Genomic DNA, 22,216 nt, shown 5'->3' with positions numbered 1-22,216 from the left:
TCATATATCCAGGTTTGTAACCCTGAGAGCGTTTGTCTGTATGAAATCGCGTCTTGGCTCAACCTCATCTCCCATAAGGGTAGAGAATATCTGGTCCGTTTCAACTGCATCTTCTATTGTAACTTTTAAAAAGGTTCTGTTCGCAGGATCCATGGTGGTTTCCCAGAGCTGCTCCGGATTCATTTCTCCCAATCCTTTATATCTCTGCAGGCTCAGCCCCTTTTTTGCCTCGTCCTGAACTTTGAGCATGGCTTCATTAAGATTATCCACTTTGTGTACGGAAGACCCTCTTATGATATGGAAAGGAGGTTTTCCAACTTTTTTGAGGTGTGTATGTATCTTTACAAGTTCTTCGAACCCTTTTGATTCGAAAAGCTTTTTGTCGATCAGCGTCTCCTTTCTCAGGCCGTTTTTGACAGTATAAAAGATTACGTGATCGTCCTTCACTTCTGAGCGAACAGGGCCTATATTTGGAAACCATGCTTTTGTGATATCTTTCACGCTTTCGCTTACAAGTACCCCCGAAAACTCTGATTTGATTTCTTCCGGGTCCATGTATGAAGCGGCTTGAACTATTCGATCATCCATATTTCTCATTTCATAGTTCACAAGAATATTTTCGCGGCGGTGAATCTGTCTGATGAAACGTATAAGCTCCTGGCCTGATATCTCCACCTCTCCCTTGATTGTACATTCTTTGGATATACCTGAAAGAAGATACTCCTCGAGTGCATCTTCATTGAGGAGGTAGCTCGTAGTCTTTCCTTTGGAGACCCTGAACAAAGGAGGTTGTGCTATGTAAAGGTACCCATGCTCAATTATATCGGGCATCTGTCTGAAAAAGAAAGTGAGCAAGAGTGTCCTTATGTGTGCTCCGTCTACGTCAGCATCCGTCATTATAACTATTTTGTGATACCTGAGTTTTGATATATCGAAATTATCAGAGCCTATTCCGGTACCAAATGCCGTCACAAGAGACTTTATCTCCAGATTGGACAGCATCTTGTCGACCCGTGCTTTTTCCACATTAAGTATTTTTCCCCTGAGCGGGAGGATGGCCTGATTTTTGCGGTCTCGTCCCTGTTTTGCACTGCCACCTGCAGAATCTCCCTCGACAATGAATATTTCACAGAGCGCTGGGTCTCTTTCCTGACAGTCTGCAAGCTTACCCGGAAGAAACGTGTTTTCAAGTGCACTTTTCCGTCTGGTCAGCTCCCGCGCTTTTCTGGCTGCTTCTCTGGCCTGGGCGCTGTCAATGATTTTCTTTATGATCATTGCCGCTTCTGTTGGGTTTTCGTTAAGGTAATCCCCTATGGCCTCGTTAACTATGCTTTCCGTTATCCCCTGTATTTCTGAATTGCCCAGTTTTCCTTTTGTCTGCCCTTCAAACTGCGGATTGGGGAGCATTACTGAAATAACTGCACACAGCCCTTCCCTTGTGTCGTCACCCTGAATTCCTTCTTTGAAATTTTTAAGGAACCCTTTTTCCTTTGCGTAATTGTTGATGGTCCTTGTTAGGGCCTTTCTGAAGCCTGATACGTGAGTCCCTCCGTCGTGGGTGTTTATGTTGTTTGCAAAGGAGAAAAGGCTTTCGGAATATGAAGTATTATATTGAATGACCCCCTCTATCACAACATCTCCCCTTTCTTTTCTGAAGCTTACCGGGGCATGCAGGGTCTTTTTCTTGGCATTCAGGTAATTTACAAAATCCAGGAGTCCTTCCTTGTAATGAAAAGTGTTTACTGTATCTGTCCTCTCATCTTCAAGCGTGATCCTTATATCTTTGTTCAGAAAGGCGGTTTCTCTCAACCGGTTGAGAAGGGCATCATAGTCGAACGTAGTTGTTTCAAATATATCCGCATCCGGCTTAAAATGAACTATCGTGCCTCTTTTATCTGTGGGTCCTTTTTTTTCCAGGTCGGTAACAGGAACTCCCCTTTCGTACCGCTGGATATAGATATTTCCCTGACGGTGAATTTCAAGCTCGAGCGATTCGGAAAGGGCATTGACACAGGAAACGCCGACCCCATGCAGTCCCCCTGAAACTTTGTACACCGAATTTTCAAACTTTCCTCCTGCGTGCAGTGTTGTAAGAACAACTTCTGCTGCCGGTCTGCCAGTTTCTTCATGAATCTCCGTCGGTATTCCCCGCCCGTCATCCGTTACCGTTATGCTGTCGTCCATGTGAATTGTAACTTTTATATTTTTGCAAAAACCTGCGATTGCTTCGTCCACACTGTTGTCTACCACTTCATAAACAAGATGATGCAGCCCCTGGGATGATGTTGACCCTATATACATTGCAGGTCGCAGGCGAACGGCCTCAAATCCCCCCAGGACTTTTATATCCTTTGCAGTATATTCACTTTTTTCCATCTTTTTCTCCATTAGTATCTAAGCGGCATAACTATCCATTTGCAGTCATGTCTTCCAAACGGTGTTATAAGACATGGTCCTTGGGTTCCTTTAAGTCTAAGCTCTACCTCCCCGGATATATGATTTAGACAGTCGAGGAAAAACCTCGGATTGAAATTTATCTCTACTTCTTCTCCTTTTTGCTCGCATGAGATCGGAACTTCTACATCTCCCCTCTCTGGGTTGTTAGCATATAGAATAATCTGATCACTTTTGAAAGTGAATCTGACACAATTTACGACATCCGAAACCATTGTTGAGCAAAACTTCAAGGCATTTACCAGTTCAATCTGGTTTACGATAACATGCGTCGTATACATTTCTAAATTTTGTATTCCTCTGAAATCAGGAAATCTTCCCTCTATAAGACGAACAGTTGCTATTGTATCGGCAGATTTATAGTACAGGGAATCCTTTGTTAAAATTACATATGAGTCTTCTTCTCCAAATTCTATGAGTTTTCTTAATTCCTGCATTCCCTTTCTGGGAAGAATTATTCCTTCTCCCAAATCCAGTTTTTCCGGGATATCCTGTCTTATTATCGAAAGCCTTCTACTATCCGTAGTTGTCATCTCTAAAAAGGAAATTCCTGTAACATCATCTTCTCCGTAAGATAATTTTGCGCCACTCAAAGTATACTTTGTATCCGTTTCTGAAGAAGTCGAGATAGAGAAAATTGTCTTGTCTATCATGGATTTAATAACTTCAGGATCGACACTTAGACCTGTTCCTCTTTGTTGAAGATCAACCATGGGATATTCTTCAGCATCCATAATATTCAACTTGGCTTTGTTTTTGGATAAAACGATATTAAGTCTTATATTTTTCTCTGTCCAAAGTGATATGTCTCCATCAGGCATCTCTCTGATCACTTCCAGAAGATCCTTGCAATTTACGGCACATGCTCCCTGTTCTTCAATTGTGCATGGTGAGGATACCTGAATAGATGTATTAAGATCAGTAGCTTTTATTATCAGTAAATCTTCATTTGTCTCAAGGAGAACATGACTGAGAATTGATAATGTGGTTTTTCTCTCGGTAAAACCCATAACCTTGGAAAGGATATTGTGTAACAACTGCTTAGAGATTTTTATTTTCATATAAATTCTCCCTGTTTTAAATAAAAATATAAATACTGATGTTGATATGTCGATATCTTATATAAGCATTTAATTATTTTGGAAAAATTCAAGACTGAACAAAGAAAAAAACCGAAAAAGTATTTTCTGGTATCTGAATTCTGTTTATTTGTAGATAAAATGTTTATATTCATAAAGGCTTTTCATTTAAAGAAAAAAGAGAAGCTATTCTTTCAAAATCTTCTCTGGAAAGAATTTCTATAAGAATCTTCCCTTTTTTCTTTGTCCAGGAACACACAACCTTTGTCGAGAGTTTTTCGGACAGAATATGAGAAAGCCGCTCAAGATCGGAGGACCCTCCTTTTTTGGAAGAAGTTTTTTTTCTATTGTTTTTTGATGCCAATGTTTCCGTCTCCCTGACGCTCAGCTTTTTTGAAATAACGGTTTTATAAAGGGATATCTGTTCGGGAAAGCCGGAAAGCATGAGAATCGCCCTGGCATGACCGGTTGTTATTTCTCCGGACCTCAACGATTCTTTTACCGGCTCAGGGAGGGAAATCAATCTCAGAGCGTTAGAGATGGTGGAACGATCTTTTGAAACAGCCGCAGCAATTTCATTGTGAGTTTGATGGAAATGTTTATTCAACGCATAATAAGCCTCGGCTTCTTCCATTGGATTTAGATCTTCCCTCTGAACATTTTCAATTATTGAAAGCCTGAAAGAATCGCTGTCAGATACATCATGAATAATAGATGGAATTTTTTCCATACCGGCCATTAAAGCAGCCCGATAACGCCTTTCTCCGGCAATTATCTCGAATTTTGAACCGCTTCTCCTTACGAGAAGAGGTGATAATAAACCATTTTTTTTGATAGACTCCGAAAGTTCGACCAGTTTATCATCATCAAAGTTTTTCCTGGGCTGTGTTGGATTGGGCAAAACATCTTTCACGGGAAGATCAACAATATCGGAGCTGGTGGATATAGTCGTATTACTGAATAAAGCATCTATTCCGCGTCCCAACCGCTGTTTTGGTTTCATTTGCTATACCTCTCATTAATTTCGCGTGCCAGCATAAGGTAGTGCTGGGCACCCTTTGAAGAAATATCATAAAGGCAAATGGGAAGTCCATAACTGGGAGCTTCGCAGAGCTTAATATTTCTAGGAATAACCGTATTGAAAACCCTGTCGCCAAAATGGTGACGGACATTTTCTGAAATATCATGGCTTAACCTAGTCCTGGAGTCAAACATCGTTAGCAAAAAACCTTCTATAATTATAGATGGATTCAAACGCTTCTTTACAAGATCAAAGGTTCCCAGAAGACTTTTAAGCCCCTCCAGGGCAAAATACTCACACTGCACAGGAACAAGAAGGGAATCACAGGCAGTAAGGGCATTTAAAGTCAGCAAACCCAAGGAAGGAGGACAATCGATAATAATATAATCGTAATTTTCAACCTGTTCTTTCAATATATCAGAGAGAACAGACTCCCTTGAATCGATTTCCAGAAGCTCTATTTCAGAACCGATAAGACTGTTGTTGCTCGGGGCAAGAAAAAGATTTTTAACGCGGGTTTCCCTAATAATTTCATTGAATGGACAACTTCCAATCAAAGAATGATATATATGCTTATCATCCCCCCCCAGGACAACCCCAATGCCCGAAGAGGTATTAGATTGAGGATCAAAATCTACAAGCAAAACACGACAACCAAGCAATGAAAGAGAAGCGCTTAAATTGACAGCCGTGGTTGTTTTTCCGACCCCGCCTTTTTGATTTGAAATACTGATAATTTTTGCCGTCACAAGAGAAAATTAGCATAAAAAAAAATATAAAAAAACAAAAAGTTTCACGTGAAACATTTTAAAAAAAGCGATGGAATAACCAATTTCAAATGATGTAAAGACCGGAACTAAATAATCATCCCAAGCGGGTTGCAAGGATTACAGCGAGAATAATTACCGTGATCCAGGCGCCTATCGTGTCTCCTGTTCGGGAAAGGGGGTAACTCTCAATATCTTTAAGTCCTTGCCCGATAATATCTTCCGGAACAATATTTTTGATAGAAACGAGTATACTCTGAAAATCACGAAAGCTGTTCGGAACAAGAGTCGTCTTTTTTTTATGCACTATTGATATGTATTGTCTTCTGCCCAATGAAATGCCATCGACAGAGGTGATTTCGTTAAAGGGGATGATTTTTTTGCCGGCAATACTGAAAATAGATATCCTGTCATCGAAAATACATATTTTTCTTAAAAGATTATTAAAGGCAAAAATTATAAAAACAAGGACCAGTATACTCACAATAACTATATGCTGTCTTGCTATTCCCTTGCTGAACAAATCAATAAATACAGGGATTGAAAGGATGATTGCAATCATCATGGGTATTCTCAGACTGTTTTTTATCTTGTAAACCTTCTCCATGTTCTCTATGCTATATCAATTATTTATAATTTAGCAAGGGGTTATATGCTCGAATTTTTAATTAATCTCTCAAAAGAGGCTGGCGAATACATATTAAATCAGTCAAGCGAAGAGATTCTCGTTGAACATAAAGGCCGCATTGATCTTGTTACCAATGCAGATAAGGCTTCTCAGGGAATGATTATTAAAAGTATTGTGGAAAAATTTCCCGATCATGCCATTATAGCAGAGGAAGGATATGATAAGCAGGGAAAAGATGGGTTTGCCTGGTATATTGACCCGATAGATGGTACTACCAATTTCGTACACGGAGTACCTATGTTTTGTGTTTCTATAGCACTATACAAAGATGCATCACCGGTAATTGGTGTCTGCCACAATCCTTCAACTCGTGAAACATTTCATGCTGAAAAAGGCAAAGGGGCTTTCCTTAATGGAATGCCAATATATGTTTCCAGGACCGAAAATCTTCTCGATTCGTTAGTTGCTACAGGGTTTCCATATAAAAGCGAAAATATGGATAAAATCATACAATGCTTCTTCAATGTCGTTGGAAATGTCCAAGGAATAAGAAGATTCGGTTCAGCCGCACTTGATCTATGCTATGTGGCATGCGGGAGATTTGATGCTTTCTGGGAGATGGGGCTGAAACCCTGGGATATGGCAGCGGGGGTTTTGATTCTTAATGAAGCCGGCGGGAAAATCACCGGTATGAATGGAGCTGATTTTGATCTCCATAAAGGAGATATTGTTGCAACCAATAAAATTATTCATGATGATTTTTTGAAGATCATGTAAATATGAAGATCGCTGACTCACATAATCACTTGCACTTTGATGAATGTAGAAAAAACCTTGATGATATTATAAATAGATCTTTTAGTGCCGGGATTGAAAAATTTCTTCTAGTTGGAATTGATCCTGATGACAGCATGAAGGCCAAGATTTTTTCTGAAAGATATAAGGGATTTTACAGCACGGTCGGGATTCACCCCCAAATGGCCGTAAAATATTCAACAGAAGATGTATATAACTTATCCAGACAAATAGATGAAAAGGTAGTAGCGGTGGGGGAAACCGGGTTTGATTTTTTTCGAGCACCCGCTTCCTATATTGAACAGGAACAGATATTCAAGGCCCATATAAAATTGTCGAAGGACTATGCGCTCCCCCTTGTCATACATGACAGGGAAGCCCATAAGGAAACCATCCGCGTTCTTGATGAAAATGATGGATGGTCCATGGGAGGGGTAATGCACTGCTTTTCTGGTGACACGGATTTTGCCGCATATATCCTTTCAAAAGGTTTTTATTTATCAATTACCGGAGTGATTACTTATAAATCAGCTGACATATTAAGAGAGGTTGCCAAGGTGACTCCTCTGGACAGGCTGCTTATTGAAACAGACGCGCCTTACCTGTCTCCTGTCCCATATAGAGGGAAAATGAACGAACCTGCATATCTGATTGAGGTTCTTAAAATGTTGTCAGAAATTAAAAAGATGGGTATGGAAGAATTATCAGAAATAACTTTTTCTAATTTTGAAAAACTTTTTCTTTCAAATAATGCACCAAAGAGGAAAGAGAGGATATAATGATAAAACGAATAGAAGTTAAAACGACCAGCGCATGCCAATTTATCGACATAACATCTCATATTAAATCCATCATCAAAACAGAGGCAGTTTCTTCCGGTATTGTTGTAATTTATGTTCCCCATACAACATGCGGGATTACTATTAATGAAAATGCCGACCCGGATGTTAAGGAGGATATTAAGGAAACAATGGAAAAACTTGTGCCAAAGGACAGCCATTACCGTCACATAGAAGGAAATTCTCACGCACATATAAAAGCGAGCCTTATAGGGTCGAGCGTAACAGTTTTTGCAGAGAGTTCAACTCTGGTCTTGGGTACCTGGCAGGGTATATACCTTGCTGAATTTGACGGGCCCAGACAACGATCTGTATTGGTAAAGATAATTCCAAATTAATCACATCTAATTCAAAGAAATGGGGCTTGATAGTATTTAAAAACACCCGCATATAAAGATTCCGGCTGAAAGATTTGTTGACAATAGGATTATTCATATTCTATTAATAATATTCGTGCGGGCATAGCTCAGTTGGTAGAGTGTCAGCTTCCCAAGCTGAATGTCGCGGGTTCGAACCCCGTTGCCCGCTCCAGAAAGCGATGGCTAGGGGAGGAAAGTGGGCTTATGCCCACTTTTTTATTTAACATGAAAGAAAATGAATTATTAGAAAAAATACAAAAAGAAATTGAAAAAGAAATGGCGCCTTTGGGGCTGGATTTGCTGGATATCAGTTTTGTTAGGGGTGTATTAAAGCTGACCATAGATAAACCTGAGGGCGTAACACTGGACGACTGTGTAAATGTAAACAGACGTGTTGGTCTTTTGCTTGATGCTATAGACGTGATAGAAGGTCGTTACAGACTGGAAGTATCTTCTCCCGGACTTACCAGGAGGCTGACATCAATAAAGGACTATGAACATTTTACAGGGAGGAAAGTTAAGATTCATACAGAACAGGGGATGATACAGGGCATACTAAAGGGAACGGATGGAATAAATATTTTTATAGATACTGGAAAGATTGTACATGAATTTTTATTGAAAGAGATAATTAAGGCCAATCTAGATTATTAGTTTTAGGGAGTATGCGTATGAGCTTGAATTTATCAAAAACATTGGAGCAGATAGCAAAGGAAAAGGGTTTAAAACAGGACGACCTCATAAGTGTAATTGAGGCGGCGATTCTAAGTGCTGCAAAAAAAGTATATGGGGATTATCCAAATATCGAGGCGCAATATAATGCAGACGCCGATGAAGTAGAAGTGTTTCAATTCAAAGTGGTTGCTGAAGATGTTTTTGATCCATCCATGGAAATTGCGATTGAAGATGCAAAAATCCTTGATCCAGGCTGCGAGGTAGGCGATGAAATTGGTGAAAAGCTTGATGCCAGCAAACTTGGCAGAATTGCAGCTCAGAACGCAAAACAAGTTATGATGCAAAAAGTTAAAGAAGTTGAAAGGGATGTTGTTTACAAAGAATTTATTGAACGCAAGGGAGAAATAATATCCGGCTTTATTCAAAGATTTGAAAGAAAAGATGCTATAATTAATTTAGGCAAGGCAGAAGCCATTCTCAGGGAAAAGGAGCAGATACCAGGTGAGCTTTTCAGAAGAAGCGACAGAGTGCAGGCATATATACTTGACGTAACAAGATCTCTTAAGATTCCACAAGTTGAACTTTCCAGGACGCATCCGAAGTTCCTTGAAAAGCTTTTTGAAATGGAAGTACCAGAAATTGCAGAAGGAATTGTGGAAATAGTAGCAGTGGCCAGAGATCCCGGTATAAGGGCGAAGATTGCCGTAAGAAGCCATGATCCAAATGTCGACCCGGTAGGTACATGTGTCGGTGTTAAAGGCGCACGTGTTCAGAATGTTATTCAGGAACTCAGAGGGGAAAGGCAGGACATTGTCGTATGGTCGGAAGACCCTGTTAAATTTGTATGCAATGCCCTTGCACCAGCTCGTGTTTCAAAAGTTATCGTGGATAAAACAAATAAAGCCATGGATGTAGTTGTCGCAGATGATCAGCTCAGCCTGGCTATAGGTAGACGCGGACAAAACGTAAGACTGGTGGCAAAACTTACTGGATGGAAAATCGATGTAAGGTCGGATGGAATGGAAGAAGTGGTTTCTTCCGAAGACAAATATGCCCTTACAAGAATCAAGGAAATTGATGATTTTATAGCAGAAGAACTGACATCAGCCGGTTACAAAACCCTTCATGACATCGTAAAAGCGACAGAGGACGATTTGATTGAATTAGAAGGAATTGATGAAGAAACGGCTAAACTCATCCTTAAAAAGGCAAAAAAGATTGTCGGCAGTTAAAGAGAGCGGACCTCTCAGACGGTGCTGCGTGTGTAAAAAAGTGCAGCCAAAGGATAAATTAATGAGGTTGATCAAACCACCAAGAGGAAATACCTTGTATGATCATTCTTCTAGAATGAATGGCAGAGGTATATACATTTGCCCTGAAACAGGATGTTTAGAAAAAATCATAAATGGCAAAAAGTCCCTGTTGGGTTTTTCCAAAGAAACACTTGTAGGACTTAAAGAAGAAATAGAAAAAAAGATTATTTATGAAATATTAAGATATATCAGATTATGCAGCAAAATGGGCTATATGCAAAAAAATGCGGAACAACCCATTGATTCTAAAGATTATTTAATAGCAGGTAATGATAATATATCAGGATCTGAGAAATTACTTGAAAAAGCCAGAAGTCTAGGTGTTAAAATCTATAATCTTCAAGAAAATTGCAAGGATATGTTTGTTGAAACTGCAATAATAAAAGGTAGCTGGCCATTGCAGAAAAAAATGCAAAGGGATCTGGAAAGAATACAAAGCCTTTCTTCTAGAGGTGCTGTTTTATGATAAAAAAAATGAGGATTTTTGAATTAGCGCAGAAATTTTCAATAGATGAAAAAGAGCTCATGAAAATATGTAAAGATCTCGCTATTTCAGCGGAAAACAAGATGAGTCAGGTTGATCCTCACGATATCGATAGAATAAAAAAACGACTTGAAAAATCATCCGATAAACAACAGGATGAAACAAAGACTGAATCCTTTGATGAAGAACGCGTAAGTTCAAAAATTATCAGACGAAGGGCTAAAATTACAACGGCTGAAGTTGAAGAGGTTAAGCCCGTAACGGATCATGAAGAAACCCAGACAATACAAACTCCGGAAATTATTGAGCATAAACCGGTGGAAGCTGAAGCAAAATCCGAAATACGAACACCTGAACACAAGAAAGAAGAAGCTAAACAGACTCATGTGAAAGCTTCATTGCAGGAGAAAAAAGAATTAACCGCCGAACCTGAAAAGAAAATTGTCCAAAAGGAAACAAAAATCCCGGTTCGTCCGGCAGCAGCTCAGAAAGAAGAACAGCCGCCGATTCCGGTAAAAGAAGTTAAGCCGGAAAAGAAAGTGGCGGGACAGCAGGAAAAACCGCCAATCAAAGAAGAGGCAAGAAAATTAATAGAAGAAGAAGAAAAGAAACGTGAGAAGAAAAAGCCCAAAAAGAAGGGGAAAGTCGTTGATGTTATTACTGATGACTCGGATCTCGAGATTGTAGATTTAAAGAATATAAGAACAGGAGTAAAAATACCGAAAACAGAAATATTTCCTCAGGTTGAAATTTATGACATCAAGCCAGCATTTTCAAAAAAACCCCATAGACATAAAGACAAAAAGCTTCATATCCCGATTCCTGCAAAAAAGAGAAAAATCCGCATCGGCAAGGATATATCCGTGCTTGGGCTTGCAAGAGAAATGGGAGTCAAGGTTTCAGAAGTTATCAGAGTGCTTGGCATGCTTGGAATGATTGTAAGGGAAAACGATTACATAACATCTGACGAGGCCGTTCTGGCTGCTGCCGAAATGGGTTATGAAATCGAAGAAACAAGAGATGATATACTGGAAGACTATCTGACTCCCCCTAAACATCCGGAAGAGGAACTTGTCAGCAGATCGCCGGTTGTTACTGTAATGGGACATGTCGATCATGGAAAAACATCGCTTCTGGACGCTATAAGGTCAGAAAACGTTACAGAGAGCGAATTTGGCGGAATCACCCAGCATGTTGGTGCATATCAGGCAAGATGCAAAGATAAACTGATAACTTTTATTGATACGCCTGGCCATCAGGCATTTACTGCCATGAGGGCAAGGGGGGCGCAGGTTACTGATTTTGTAGTACTTGTTGTTGCAGCGGACGATGGTGTAATGGAACAGACAAAAGAAGCGATAAGCCATGCAAGGGCAGCAAATATACCAATAATTGTAGCCGTAAATAAAATAGACAAACCGAATGCAAACCCTCAAAGGGTGAAAGAGCAGCTTGCAGACCAGGGTCTCGTACCGGAAGATTGGGGCGGAGATACTGTTTTTGTGGAGGTGTCTGCCAAAAAGCATATCGGTATAGATGAACTCCTCGAGATGATACTTCTGCAGGCAGAAATGCTTGATCTCAAGGCGTATTCCAAGGGTGCGGCAAGAGGAACCGTGTTGGAATCCAAACTTGATAGAAACAAAGGGCCCATGTCAACGATTATTGTCCAGTCAGGTGAACTGAAGCAGGGAGATACCTTTGTTGCCGGAATGACATGGGGCAAGGTCAGGGCCATGTATGATTTCAAGGGTGCGTCTTTAAACAGTGCATTACCAAGTACGCCGGTAGAAATAATAGGACTCACAAGTCCACCTTCTGCAGGGGACACATTCTTTGTAGTGCCTAATGATAAAAAAGCCAGAGAGATCATTGAATATCTGGATTTGAAGATTAAACAGAAAAATGTGGTAGAGCAGAAGACGCAGGTAACACTTGAAGATCTTTACAGCCAGGTTATGGAAGGCAGATTAAAGGCCTTGAATGTGATTATCAAAGGAGATGTTCACGGAACAGTTGAAGCTATCACCGGCGCCATTAAAGGTGTCGAAACGGGTGAAAGCATCAGGATTAATGTTGTACATTCAGGTGTCGGAAGCATAACGGAAAATGATATCATGTTAGCTTCTACTAGTCAGGCTGTTATCATTGGATTTAATATCAAACCGGAAACGAAGGTAAAAAATCTGGCAAAAAACTATGGAATAGATATCAAGTTATATACGGTAATATACGAGCTTCTGGACGACATTAAACAGGCGCTTCAAGGCATGCTTGAGCCTGTTTATGAAGATGTGCTTCAGGGAAGCGCTGAAGTCCGCAATGTATTTAAAATTTCCAGAATAGGAACAATTGCCGGCTGTATGGTTATAGATGGCAAAATCCAGCGGACGGCACAGGTAAAGCTTCTTCGTGCAAAAGATACTATATGGGAGGGCCGTTTTGCATCGCTGAAGCGCTTCAAAGACGATGTGAAAGAAGTTACGAGCGGTTATGAGTGCGGGATATCTCTCGAAGGCTTTAATGATCTTCAGGAAGGGGACATCATCCAGGCCTTTACAAAAGAAAAACAGGAGCAGTCTTTATTGTGATAATAGGAGCTCTCAAAGTAAGACTGCTTATTGAAGGTGCCGGATCGCTGAAGGAAAAACGTAAGGTTTTAAAATCCATCAAAGACAAGGCAATGGCTATGAACGCGTCTGTGGCCGAGGTTGATGATAATGACCTGTGGCAGGCCGCTACATTAGGAGCTGCTTTTGTAAGCAATGATGCTGCCCATGTAAATTCCATGATGGATAAATTCATTCAGAATATTAATAATAACATGAATGTGGAAGTAATCGGCAGCAATATGGAGATCATTCATCTATGAAACAGGGAAGATTAAGACAGGCAAGAGTTTCAGACCTGTTGAAGGAAACCATAACTGAAGTTCTTTTAAGAAAAGTGAAAGATCCGCGAGTACATGATCTTACAATTACCGGTGTGGAGGTAAGTGCCGATTTAAGGAAGGCCAATGTTTTTTTCTGCGTTCATGGCAACGCAATAAAAGAAGAAACTCTGGCGGGGCTGGAAAGTGCAGCTGGGTTTTTAAGGCATGAAATGCTGGGATCACTGGATTTGAGACGCATCCCGGAACTCAATTTTATATATGACAGCTCATTCGATTATGGATCACACATAGATGAATTGCTCAACAAGATACATGTAGATGAAAGATAAAATAATTGAATTAATTCAAAGCAAGCATACTTTTGAGATTCTGACTCACGAACTTCCTGATGAAGACGCCGTTGGATCGACATCGGCGCTGGCGCTCGCCCTTTCCGGATTAGGGAAAAAAGCCGGGCGCATATATACCACTGCCATTGCTGAACAATATACAATACAACCTGCCCACAAGGATTATTTGTGCGAGTCTCCCGAAGTGTCCTTTCTCCTGGATGTTTCAGATATGGAGATGCTTGGCAATATAAAACCTAAAGGCATGATAGCAGTAATAGACCACCATAAATCAAACAACGGTTATGGGGATATCAGCTGGGTCAACCCCAGATATTCATCAACCTGTGAGATGATCTATGATCTTCTGCATGGGTTTACCAGAATCACTCCGGCCATAGCGTCCAACCTTTACATGGGAATTTTCGGGGATACCGGGGGATTCACACATACGAATATAAAGCCGAGGATTTTCGAGATCGTTCATGACCTGACAAAATCAGGGGCGGATGCATATTCCATAGCTCTTAAATTAAAGAGGAGCAAAACCATCTGGTACTATAAGCTTCTATGTAATGCCATGGAAAGGCTTACGATCAGAGACACCGTTTTCGGCACATATATTACGAATGATGATTTGAATAGAGTTGGGGCCACTCCGTTGGACGCCTCAGGAATTGTCGAAGAAATTTCATCAATAGGAGGTTCGGAACTTTGCATTTTTTTAAGGGATGCTGAAGATGGCATGGTCCGCTGTTCCATGAGAAGCAGGACCGGACCTGCAGCCTTGATGACGGCATTGGCTTTTGGAGGCGGCGGACATGAGCGTGCAGCAGGTTTCTCTGTCAAGGGAAAGGCTTCATTGCTGTTGAACAGGGTAATGGAAGAGGGATCAAAATGGGTTTAAGCGGGGTGGTCCTGCTGGACAAGCCCAAAGGCATTACGTCCAGAAAAGCGGTTGATATAGTATTAAAATCACTTGGTGAAAAAAAAGGCGGTCATTTCGGCAGCCTGGACCCATTTGCAACGGGTTTATTATGTATCGGGATCGGCAATGGAACAAAGCTTTTGCCTTATATGGAAGACAATATTAAGGCTTATATCGCAACTGTGGGTCTGGAGATGTTTACAGATACCGATGACATTACGGGTAATGTTGAGAAAGCGTTTGGGAAGATAAACTTTGACAGGGAAAAGTTCGAGGAATGGTTAACCATCAATTCAGGAGAAATAATTCAGATGCCGCCTGTATATTGTGCCCAGAAACTTAACGGAAAACCGCTATACAGACTTAAACGCCAGAACAAGGAAGTCAGCCCGAGGGCAAAAAAAGTTATCATTCATAGTATGGAAGTGATTTCAATCGATGATTCGTCAGTAGAAATGAAGATTGTATGCTCCAGGGGGACTTATATAAGGTCTCTGGCCAGGAACATGGGAGAGCATATTGGATGCGGCGGGTATTTAAGAGAATTGAGAAGACTTGAAAGCGAGGGCTTTTCAATCAAAGATGCATTAACAATAGATGAAATAAAACAGAAAATCGAAAACGGGAAGGACATCCTGGTACCACTGCTTGAAGCTATAAAACTGCCAGTTGCAAAGGTGAATGCCGCAGGGAAAGAAGCCATTCTCAAAGGGAAGCCGGTTCAGATTTCAACAATGCTTAATGATGTGAGCGCAGAGGAGGAATCTTTTGTGGCAATTAAGGATGAAGAAGATAATCTGCTGTGTATGGCAAGGGTAAAACGTTCAGGCGGAATATTCGGATATATTGAAAGAGGATTCTTTTAATAATCCTCGGGATGAAGGCATATTAACTATTTACAGCGTATTTAAGGCATGCTAAACGTTTCGCTCTAACAAAGGCGAAGAAAGAAATTTCAGGAGGAAAAAAGTGGGATTAGATCTACAGGTAAAAAAAGAAGTAATCGAAAATTTCAGGACTCATGAGAGTGATACCGGATCACCGGAAGTGCAGGTTGCCCTTCTGACAACCAGGATAAATTCTCTTACCGATCATTTCAAAGCGCACAAAAAAGACCATCATTCAAGAAGAGGCCTTCTCATGCTGGTTGGTCGGCGCAAACGACTTTTGAATTATCTCAAGGAAAAAGACATAAAGAGATACAGGTCATTGGCCAAAGCACTGAAGTTGCGTAAGTAGGACATTATGCAGGTTCAAACTAAAGGTTCTGTTAAACCCCTCATCTTTGATGTGGGTACGGTTGCCAGGCAAGCTGATGGCTCGGTCTTGGTCTATCAGGGAGACAGTGTTGTTCTTGTAACGGCAACGGTTTCAAAAGATGTAAGAAAGGGCACGGATTTTCTGCCTCTTGTAGTCGATTATCAGGAAATGTCTTATGCTGCGGGAAGAATTCCGGGTGGATTCATTAAAAGAGAGGGGAGACCTTCAGACCAGGAAATATTGACTGCAAGATTCATTGACAGGCCCATAAGGCCGCTGTTTCCTGATGGTTTTTACAATGAGCTTCAGATCGTCGCCAATGTTCTTTCCGCCGATCCCCAGGTAAACCCTGATGTAATGGCCATAAACGGAGCTTCAGCTGCGCTTCATGTGTCGAGCATCCCGTTCGAAGGACCCATAGGCGGCGTCAGGATTGGCCGTGTTAACGGCGAGTTTTTAATTGACCCGACTTACAGCCAGACTGAAGAAGGTGACATGGAGCTGGTGGTAGTAGGGACAAAAGATGCAATAGTAATGGTCGAAGGTGAGGCAAAAGAGCTTCCAGAAAAGGTAATCCTTGATGCAATCATGTTTGCCCATTTGCGTATTCGTGAAATTATTGAAGCACAGGAAGAGCTTCGAAACTTATCCGGCAAGCCCAAGATGAAGGTTGCACCACCGGCAAGCGACGAGGCCCTTTATAATGAAATTAAAAAGCTTGTTGCCGATGGGTTGGACAAGGTTTTTGTGCCGGGATCAACAAAGCAGGGGCGCAGAGATGGGGCAGCTGCCATCTGGCAGAAGGTGCTAGAAAAGTATGCAGACCAGGATGAAGAAAGGATCTCTCTGGTAAAGGCCTGCATTGAAAGACTGGAGCGTGAAGTTGTAAGGTCTTTGATGCATGAAAAAAAGATCCGTGTTGACGGCAGGAAATTTGACGAGATAAGGAAAATTGAATGCAAAACGGGGATTCTGCCAAGGACTCACGGATCAGCGCTTTTTACACGGGGAGAAACACAGGCTCTGGCAATAACGACATTAGGAACACCCCGTGATGAACAGAAGCTGGAAAACCTTCTTGGCGAAACCTCAAAGACCTTCATGGTGCATTATTCCTTCCCGCCATTTTCAGTCGGCGAGGTAAAACCATTAAGAGGTCCCAGCAGACGTGAAATCGGGCATGGCCATCTGGCGGAAAGAGCGTTGAAACAGGTACTGCCGGACATAGGCAAATTTCCATATACAATAAGGCTTGTATCGGAAATCCTAGAGTCAAACGGCAGCTCTTCCATGGCCACCGTATGCGGCGGATCAATGTCACTTATGGCGGCTGGTGTGCCTATCGAAAAACCAGTTGCCGGAATAGCGATGGGTCTTATCCGTGAAGCAGGGGATTATATCGTATTGACCGATATCCTGGGTGATGAAGATCACCTGGGCGATATGGATTTCAAGGTTGCCGGTACGAAAGATGGGGTCACGGCACTACAAATGGATATAAAGATCGAAGGAATTCCGGAAAATGTTCTGGAAGATGCGTTGGAAAAAGCCAGAATTGGCAGACTCAAAATTCTGGATATAATGTCAAAAACTATCGACAGACCTTCCGAGATGATATCCCAGTATGCCCCCAGGATATTCACCATACAGATCAATCCGGAAAAAATAAGGGATGTCATTGGTCCAGGGGGTAAAGTAATAAAAGACATCACCGCCCGCACGGGAACAAAAATCGAGATCGACGATTCCGGAACTGTAAATGTTTTTTCGCCGGACGAAGAACATGCCCGCATGGCTGTTGATATTATAAACAACCTGACAGAGGAGCTCGAAATCGATAAGGTATACGTGGGCAAAGTTGTTAAGATAATGGATTTCGGTGCGTTTGTGGATTTCCCTTCCGGAGACTCAGGCCTTATACACATATCTCAGCTTGCCAATGAAAAAGTGCAGAACGTGCGAGATGTTGTCAGCGAGGGCGACGAAGTAGTGGTCAAGGTAATCGGAATAGACAAAAACGGCAAGATTAGGCTGAGCCGCAAGGAAGCCCTTAAACAGACCGAAGGGAAATAAAATATGCCTCAATCGACACGCCTGTCCAATGGTGTGCGAATACTGACCGAGACCATTCCTCAGGTCCGGTCGGTTTCTCTCGGTGTCTGGGTTAAAACGGGAAGCCGTCATGATCCGGCAAAAAAAACAGGGATCGCGCATTTTATCGAGCACATGCTCTTTAAGGGGACGACAACCAGAAGCGCGCTGCAGATTGCCAAAGAAATCGATGCCCTTGGCGGAATCATGAATGCCTCTACAGGCAAGGAATACACGGTCTATTATATCAAAGTCCTGGATGAACACCTTCAGAAGGCATCAGAAGTTTTATTTGATATTTTTCTCAATTCAGAACTGGATCCCCTGGAGATTGAGAAGGAGAAAAAGGTTGTGCTTCAGGAGATTCACATGGTTGAAGATTCTCCTGAAGATCTTATTTCCGAGATGTTTGCCGATGCGATATTCGAGGACACCTCCCTGGGAAAACCGATTTTAGGAGATGCAGATTCAATCGGGTCAATTCTCAGAAACGATATGATGGATCACATAAACTCCTGTTACGATGCTGATTCCATTATTGTTGCAGGGGCCGGAAACCTTGAACATGAAGGGCTGCTTGGTATAGCAGGGAATAAATTCGAAACCGTCAAAAGCATGACGAGAAGCACTTCTCCTGTAATCAAACCCAGAGGGCTGAATCACAAGGCATACGAAAGGGATCTTGAACAGATTCATTTCACGCTGGGCGTCAGGGGACCTTCTATGAGGGAAGAAAAGCGCTGGGTATATTCGGTTCTCAATTCCATTCTGGGCGGAAGCATGAGTTCGATGCTGTTCCAGGAAATCAGGGAAAAGCTGGGATTGGTATATTCCATATATTCATACCTCAACATATATGAAGACTGTGGGGTTCTGGCCGTCAATGCCGCAACCACCTCGGAAAATATGGTAAAAACGCTTGAAGTCCTTTCCGAACAGATGAGAAAACTTAAAAAAGGAGACTTCGGCGGGATCAAGCTTGATGAAGTAAAGGCCCAGATGAGGGGGCATATCCTTCTTTCACAGGAAATTACCGAACACAGGATGTCATCTATTGCTAAAAACGAGATGTTCTTTCAGCGAGAAATCCCGGTTGAAGAGATCATAGAAAAGATAAATGCGGTAAGCGAGGAAGAATTGATTGAACTGGCGGGAAACATATTTACCGAAGAAAATCTTACGCTTGTAACACTTGGCCGAGATGTTGAGGAACAGCAGAAACTACCTTCGGTTCTTCAGCTATAAAGCCCTTCTGTAACGGATTGCGCTCGCTATTGTCACCTGATCCATATATCTGAGTTCCCCTCCCATCGGTATTCCAGAGGCAAGCCTTGTAACATTAATATTGCGTCCGGACGATGTTATCTGTTTTGAGATATATTGTGCAGTTACATCTCCTTCAACAGAAGGGCTGAGCGCAGTCACCACTTCTTTAATTTCAGGTGTCAATCTTTCAATAAGCTCATTTATGCGGATATCTCCGGGACCTACACCGTTCATCGGTGAAATAAGGCCGTGAAGGACATGATATGTGCCCCGGAATTCTCCTGATGTCTCAAGCGAGAGAATATCCCCGGGCTCTTCCACCACGCATATAAGAGATGCATCACGTGAAGGGTTCGTGCAAAATGGGCATTTATCATTATCTGTCAGGTTAAAGCATATGGGACAGAGCTGAATCTGGCGAATATCTTCCAACGCAGCGACAAGCCCTTCTCTAAGCATTTTTTTGTCTCCCAGTATATAAAGAGCCAGTCGGGTTGCTGATTTTTCCCCGATTCCCGGCAGCCTTTTCAGTTCCCGTATAAGATTTCTTAGCGGTTTCGGGTAAGGGTCCATACCTTAGCTCAAGTCGATAGGGAGCGGAATTCCTCCGGTCAGCTTTTTCATTTCATCGGAGGAGAGTTCTTTTGATTTCTTAATTCCCTGGTTGACGGCGGCGATTATAAGGGCCTCAAGCATGGGGACATCCCTGGGATCGACACAGATCGGATCCAGCTTTATGTCCTTTATTTCCTGTCTTCCGGTAACAGTTACGCTCACCATGCCGCCGCCGCTTTCAGACGTAACCGTGAGCCGGGAAAGCTTATCCTGAACGTCCTTTACCTGTGATTGGATGTTCTGCACCTGTTTCATGATTTCAGTAAGATTGATTTCCATGACGATTTTTATATGACGGGATGCCTTTAAGAGTCAATCGGTTAAATGTCTAAAACGAGGGCTTTGATTTTGTTGGATGAATCAAAAAAAGAATAAGGCCACACTATAACGTGGCCCTATTTTCCAGGCATTAAGTAAAACCGAAGTCCTCTTGTAACGCTATGCCAAAGGATCAAGTAAAAGCTGCCAGCCGGCTAATGACCATTTGCCCAAATCACCGCTGAAATTTACAGTACCGTTATCAAAAGTTGCGATAATGCTTCCTGATTGGCCGGTTATCGTCATCTGACCGGAATCCCATAAATAAGAATCGGCTGCGGAAGCAATAGTTTTGTTACCCGTTGGATTCGAGGTGCTGAAAGAACTTTTTATTGTTGCAGTGCTGGCCATGCCGGGGACTTTTATTTTGCCGTTTGCGGAAGTAAGCAGCAGCTTTCCTGTAGTATCAAGAGACTGGATATATTTGAAACCGCTTGTGAAAGTGTATGTCCCTTCAGCAAGAATGAATGATCCTCCTACCGTAAAATCTCTTGTTTCATTTGTCATGCTACCGCTTAAAAAACTGAAGTTGGTAGTTTTGGTCGAGCTGACCGTTTTTTCTGTTATTGGATCATTTTTTCCGGCATAGGGGTCTTCGCTGCCGTAAAATATATTCATGGCTATGTTCCAATTGTCATATTTGGCGGTTTTGGTTCCGTACAATGCCAGCAGTTGATTTGTAGCGGTTATATTAAGCGTCCGAATATAAGGATTGAATTCACTGTCAATATAACCGTTAAAAATTATAACTAATTCATCTCCATTTTTCGTTCCTTTATATGTACATAATCCGGATGAAGGTTGATATCCATTACTGTTCATGTCCACATTTAAAGTTCCCTCAAATTTAACAGGGAAGGTTAAACCAATAGGAACTTTTAATGTCAAAACCGCTGTATAGGCATCTTTTGTAATTGTAAAGGTATGCGTTCCAAAGGGATTTGATAAATCCACTTCTCCTAAAATATCATAGACAAGAGAGGTGCTCATATTAATGAAACCGTTTACCATTATCTCATATAAGGGAAATGTAACCCCATCATCCGCTGAACCCGCGAAGGCTGCATACAATACGTCTTCAGTCTGAGCCCGTTCTGCGCTTACATCAACTGTATCATCCGGAGTGCCTTCGTCAGAAGACCCTCCACCACCGCCTCCTCCGCCTCCGCATGCGCTAAAGAGCAATATGGAAAAAATCATTATAAAGAAAATCTGCTTTCCTTTTTTCATTTTTATCTCCTTTCGAGTGCCCGTTTAATTCCTCATATGAAGCGAGGAAGGTCTTCACTAATAGCCTAAGCAATGTATATGCCTAATACAACATCCTGATATTATTAAGAAGAGAATTTTAAAGTGAAATTTTTTACCCCTTTTATGGTTAAATCATTTCATTAATAAGGCATATTTTTAAGGTTCCTCTGGTGGTATTTTTCTGTATAAAACTATTTGTTCAATATATTAAATATTTTTCTTGACATTATGCCACATAATAAATTAAAAATGCGAACCTATGGTTTAGTATATTAAACTTTCTATAACTATTATATGTATAAGAGGATTGAATGAAGATCGGCGAGAAAGTCAAGAATTTACGGCTTGCACAAGAGCTTACACAAGAGGATCTGGCGGATCGTGCAGACCTGACAAAGGGGTTCATATCCATGCTCGAGCGCGATCTCACATCGCCGTCATTGGATACGCTGGAACTTATTCTAAATGCCCTGGATACGTCTTTGGCGGAGTTTTTCGAAGACGAGGAGGCTGTGAATGTTGTTTTTCCAAAAGAAAAACGTGTGGTGATAGACAATGAGAACGGAATGATAACCGAGGTGCCGATAGCTGGAGCTCAGGGACGGGAAATGGACATGATCATAGTGACCCTTGCTCCGGGGTCGGCAACACCTAAAGAACGATCGCACAGTGGAGATGAATGCGGGCTTGTCCTGGAAGGATCGGTATGGATTGTAGCGGGCAGGGAAACATACAAGGCCGAAAAAGGAGATGCCTTTTATTACGAGGCGAACAAACAGCACTGGCTTGAAAACAGGTCAAAGACCGAAGCCAAGGTATTGTGGATATCATCTCCGCCGAGCTTTTAGAGG

The 22,216-nt window shown here is 41.7% G+C and carries 23 protein-coding genes and 1 tRNA gene; 16 read left to right on the top strand and 8 right to left on the bottom strand.

What is annotated here, in order from left to right; genetic code table 11:
- The 5 genes from gyrB to VIS94_09510 form a co-directional block, all read right to left on the bottom strand.
- Positions 1 to 2,376 carry a DNA topoisomerase (ATP-hydrolyzing) subunit B gene (gene gyrB / locus VIS94_09530; GenBank protein ID HEY9161313.1) on the bottom strand — a complete coding sequence of 792 codons (2,376 nt, stop codon included), beginning with the start codon at positions 2,374 to 2,376 and terminating at the stop codon, positions 1 to 3.
- A gap of 11 nt (positions 2,377 to 2,387) precedes the next feature.
- On the bottom strand, positions 2,388 to 3,515 hold the full coding sequence (gene dnaN, locus VIS94_09525; protein HEY9161312.1) for a DNA polymerase III subunit beta: 1,128 nt from the start codon (positions 3,513 to 3,515) through the stop codon (positions 2,388 to 2,390).
- A 169-nt stretch (positions 3,516 to 3,684) separates the two neighbouring features.
- Positions 3,685 to 4,536 (bottom strand): ParB/RepB/Spo0J family partition protein, encoded by an 852-nt coding sequence (locus VIS94_09520; protein ID HEY9161311.1) that lies wholly within the window; start codon positions 4,534 to 4,536, stop codon positions 3,685 to 3,687.
- Complete coding sequence (locus VIS94_09515) at positions 4,533 to 5,303, bottom strand: AAA family ATPase (protein ID HEY9161310.1); 771 nt, start codon at positions 5,301 to 5,303, stop codon at positions 4,533 to 4,535. The genes VIS94_09520 and VIS94_09515 overlap by 4 nt, the downstream gene beginning before the upstream one ends.
- Positions 5,304 to 5,418: 115 nt before the next feature.
- On the bottom strand, positions 5,419 to 5,928 hold the full coding sequence (locus tag VIS94_09510; protein HEY9161309.1) for a hypothetical protein: 510 nt from the start codon (positions 5,926 to 5,928) through the stop codon (positions 5,419 to 5,421).
- Positions 5,929 to 5,973: 45 nt separating this feature from the next.
- Here VIS94_09510 and VIS94_09505 point away from each other — a divergent pair, with 45 nt between their 5' ends.
- The 15 genes from VIS94_09505 (at position 5,974) to VIS94_09435 (ending at position 19,160) form a co-directional block, all read left to right on the top strand.
- Positions 5,974 to 6,726: an inositol monophosphatase family protein gene (locus VIS94_09505; GenBank protein HEY9161308.1), complete on the top strand. Its 753-nt coding sequence runs from the start codon at positions 5,974 to 5,976 to the stop codon at positions 6,724 to 6,726.
- Between the two features lie 2 nt (positions 6,727 to 6,728).
- Positions 6,729 to 7,523 carry a TatD family hydrolase gene (locus tag VIS94_09500; GenBank protein HEY9161307.1) on the top strand — a complete coding sequence of 265 codons (795 nt, stop codon included), beginning with the start codon at positions 6,729 to 6,731 and terminating at the stop codon, positions 7,521 to 7,523.
- Entirely contained in the window at positions 7,523 to 7,921 is a 399-nt protein-coding gene (locus tag VIS94_09495) for a secondary thiamine-phosphate synthase enzyme YjbQ (protein HEY9161306.1), read from the top strand. The genes VIS94_09500 and VIS94_09495 overlap by 1 nt, the downstream gene beginning before the upstream one ends.
- Before the next feature lie 117 nt (positions 7,922 to 8,038).
- Positions 8,039 to 8,114: transfer RNA gene (locus tag VIS94_09490), tRNA-Gly, on the top strand.
- A 32-nt stretch (positions 8,115 to 8,146) separates the two neighbouring features.
- Positions 8,147 to 8,596: a ribosome maturation factor RimP gene (rimP, locus tag VIS94_09485; GenBank protein ID HEY9161305.1), complete on the top strand. Its 450-nt coding sequence runs from the start codon at positions 8,147 to 8,149 to the stop codon at positions 8,594 to 8,596.
- A 17-nt stretch (positions 8,597 to 8,613) separates the two neighbouring features.
- A complete protein-coding gene (gene nusA / locus VIS94_09480; GenBank protein ID HEY9161304.1) occupies positions 8,614 to 9,849 on the top strand; it encodes a transcription termination factor NusA in 1,236 nt (411 codons plus the stop codon).
- A complete protein-coding gene (locus VIS94_09475) occupies positions 9,794 to 10,396 on the top strand; it encodes a YlxR family protein (GenBank protein ID HEY9161303.1) in 603 nt (200 codons plus the stop codon). Before nusA ends, VIS94_09475 begins: the two co-directional genes overlap by 56 nt.
- Positions 10,393 to 13,005 carry a translation initiation factor IF-2 gene (infB, locus tag VIS94_09470; protein ID HEY9161302.1) on the top strand — a complete coding sequence of 871 codons (2,613 nt, stop codon included), beginning with the start codon at positions 10,393 to 10,395 and terminating at the stop codon, positions 13,003 to 13,005. The genes VIS94_09475 and infB overlap by 4 nt, the downstream gene beginning before the upstream one ends.
- On the top strand, positions 13,002 to 13,286 hold the full coding sequence (locus VIS94_09465; protein ID HEY9161301.1) for a DUF503 domain-containing protein: 285 nt from the start codon (positions 13,002 to 13,004) through the stop codon (positions 13,284 to 13,286). Before infB ends, VIS94_09465 begins: the two co-directional genes overlap by 4 nt.
- Positions 13,283 to 13,636, top strand: coding sequence for a 30S ribosome-binding factor RbfA (gene rbfA / locus VIS94_09460; protein HEY9161300.1), 354 nt, complete (start codon positions 13,283 to 13,285; stop codon positions 13,634 to 13,636). The genes VIS94_09465 and rbfA overlap by 4 nt, the downstream gene beginning before the upstream one ends.
- Positions 13,626 to 14,543, top strand: coding sequence for a bifunctional oligoribonuclease/PAP phosphatase NrnA (locus tag VIS94_09455; GenBank protein ID HEY9161299.1), 918 nt, complete (start codon positions 13,626 to 13,628; stop codon positions 14,541 to 14,543). The genes rbfA and VIS94_09455 overlap by 11 nt, the downstream gene beginning before the upstream one ends.
- A complete protein-coding gene (gene truB / locus VIS94_09450) occupies positions 14,534 to 15,430 on the top strand; it encodes a tRNA pseudouridine(55) synthase TruB (protein HEY9161298.1) in 897 nt (298 codons plus the stop codon). Before VIS94_09455 ends, truB begins: the two co-directional genes overlap by 10 nt.
- A gap of 103 nt (positions 15,431 to 15,533) precedes the next feature.
- The gene (rpsO, locus tag VIS94_09445) at positions 15,534 to 15,803 is read left to right on the top strand and encodes a 30S ribosomal protein S15 (protein HEY9161297.1); all 270 of its coding nucleotides are present in this window, start codon (positions 15,534 to 15,536) and stop codon (positions 15,801 to 15,803) included.
- A gap of 6 nt (positions 15,804 to 15,809) precedes the next feature.
- Complete coding sequence (pnp, locus tag VIS94_09440; GenBank protein HEY9161296.1) at positions 15,810 to 17,897, top strand: polyribonucleotide nucleotidyltransferase; 2,088 nt, start codon at positions 15,810 to 15,812, stop codon at positions 17,895 to 17,897.
- A 3-nt stretch (positions 17,898 to 17,900) separates the two neighbouring features.
- Positions 17,901 to 19,160 carry a pitrilysin family protein gene (locus tag VIS94_09435; protein ID HEY9161295.1) on the top strand — a complete coding sequence of 420 codons (1,260 nt, stop codon included), beginning with the start codon at positions 17,901 to 17,903 and terminating at the stop codon, positions 19,158 to 19,160.
- On the opposite strand, the gene recR is transcribed toward VIS94_09435, so the two are convergent.
- The 3 genes from recR to VIS94_09420 all read right to left on the bottom strand — a co-directional run bounded on the left by recR (position 19,155) and on the right by VIS94_09420 (position 21,344).
- On the bottom strand, positions 19,155 to 19,754 hold the full coding sequence (gene recR, locus VIS94_09430; GenBank protein ID HEY9161294.1) for a recombination mediator RecR: 600 nt from the start codon (positions 19,752 to 19,754) through the stop codon (positions 19,155 to 19,157). The two genes, VIS94_09435 and recR, sit on opposite strands and share 6 nt — an antisense overlap.
- Before the next feature lie 3 nt (positions 19,755 to 19,757).
- Positions 19,758 to 20,075: a YbaB/EbfC family nucleoid-associated protein gene (locus VIS94_09425; protein HEY9161293.1), complete on the bottom strand. Its 318-nt coding sequence runs from the start codon at positions 20,073 to 20,075 to the stop codon at positions 19,758 to 19,760.
- Between the two features lie 159 nt (positions 20,076 to 20,234).
- A complete protein-coding gene (locus VIS94_09420; protein HEY9161292.1) occupies positions 20,235 to 21,344 on the bottom strand; it encodes a hypothetical protein in 1,110 nt (369 codons plus the stop codon).
- Positions 21,345 to 21,676: 332 nt separating this feature from the next.
- Between VIS94_09420 and VIS94_09415 the strand changes: the two genes are divergently transcribed.
- Positions 21,677 to 22,213 carry a cupin domain-containing protein gene (locus VIS94_09415; GenBank protein ID HEY9161291.1) on the top strand — a complete coding sequence of 179 codons (537 nt, stop codon included), beginning with the start codon at positions 21,677 to 21,679 and terminating at the stop codon, positions 22,211 to 22,213.
- Positions 22,214 to 22,216 lie beyond the last annotated feature (3 nt).

This window comes from Desulfomonilia bacterium (assembly GCA_036567785.1).
Taxonomy (GTDB): domain Bacteria; phylum Desulfobacterota; class Desulfomonilia; order UBA1062; family UBA1062; genus DATCTV01.
The sequence above is the reverse complement of the archived record's forward strand: the minus strand, read 5'-3'. Positions and strand labels throughout refer to the sequence as shown.

What these genes read in the sequence shown, in the direction of transcription:
- nusA (HEY9161304.1), top strand. Translation starts at nt 8,614, where the DNA reads ATGAGCTTGAATTTATCAAAAACATTGGAGCAGATAGCAAAGGAAAAG.
- VIS94_09425 (HEY9161293.1), bottom strand. Translation starts at nt 20,075, where the DNA reads ATGGAAATCAATCTTACTGAAATCATGAAACAGGTGCAGAACATCCAA.
- VIS94_09435 (HEY9161295.1), top strand. Translation starts at nt 17,901, where the DNA reads ATGCCTCAATCGACACGCCTGTCCAATGGTGTGCGAATACTGACCGAG.
- gyrB (HEY9161313.1), bottom strand. Translation starts at nt 2,376, where the DNA reads ATGGAAAAAAGTGAATATACTGCAAAGGATATAAAAGTCCTGGGGGGA.
- VIS94_09520 (HEY9161311.1), bottom strand. Translation starts at nt 4,536, where the DNA reads ATGAAACCAAAACAGCGGTTGGGACGCGGAATAGATGCTTTATTCAGT.
- pnp (HEY9161296.1), top strand. Translation starts at nt 15,810, where the DNA reads ATGCAGGTTCAAACTAAAGGTTCTGTTAAACCCCTCATCTTTGATGTG.
- VIS94_09455 (HEY9161299.1), top strand. Translation starts at nt 13,626, where the DNA reads ATGAAAGATAAAATAATTGAATTAATTCAAAGCAAGCATACTTTTGAG.
- recR (HEY9161294.1), bottom strand. Translation starts at nt 19,754, where the DNA reads ATGGACCCTTACCCGAAACCGCTAAGAAATCTTATACGGGAACTGAAA.
- rimP (HEY9161305.1), top strand. Translation starts at nt 8,147, where the DNA reads ATGCCCACTTTTTTATTTAACATGAAAGAAAATGAATTATTAGAAAAA.
- infB (HEY9161302.1), top strand. Translation starts at nt 10,393, where the DNA reads ATGATAAAAAAAATGAGGATTTTTGAATTAGCGCAGAAATTTTCAATA.
- VIS94_09495 (HEY9161306.1), top strand. Translation starts at nt 7,523, where the DNA reads ATGATAAAACGAATAGAAGTTAAAACGACCAGCGCATGCCAATTTATC.
- VIS94_09500 (HEY9161307.1), top strand. Translation starts at nt 6,729, where the DNA reads ATGAAGATCGCTGACTCACATAATCACTTGCACTTTGATGAATGTAGA.
- rbfA (HEY9161300.1), top strand. Translation starts at nt 13,283, where the DNA reads ATGAAACAGGGAAGATTAAGACAGGCAAGAGTTTCAGACCTGTTGAAG.
- dnaN (HEY9161312.1), bottom strand. Translation starts at nt 3,515, where the DNA reads ATGAAAATAAAAATCTCTAAGCAGTTGTTACACAATATCCTTTCCAAG.
- VIS94_09420 (HEY9161292.1), bottom strand. Translation starts at nt 21,344, where the DNA reads ATGAAAAAAGGAAAGCAGATTTTCTTTATAATGATTTTTTCCATATTG.
- truB (HEY9161298.1), top strand. Translation starts at nt 14,534, where the DNA reads ATGGGTTTAAGCGGGGTGGTCCTGCTGGACAAGCCCAAAGGCATTACG.
- VIS94_09510 (HEY9161309.1), bottom strand. Translation starts at nt 5,928, where the DNA reads ATGGAGAAGGTTTACAAGATAAAAAACAGTCTGAGAATACCCATGATG.
- VIS94_09475 (HEY9161303.1), top strand. Translation starts at nt 9,794, where the DNA reads ATGAAGAAACGGCTAAACTCATCCTTAAAAAGGCAAAAAAGATTGTCG.
- VIS94_09505 (HEY9161308.1), top strand. Translation starts at nt 5,974, where the DNA reads ATGCTCGAATTTTTAATTAATCTCTCAAAAGAGGCTGGCGAATACATA.
- VIS94_09415 (HEY9161291.1), top strand. Translation starts at nt 21,677, where the DNA reads ATGAAGATCGGCGAGAAAGTCAAGAATTTACGGCTTGCACAAGAGCTT.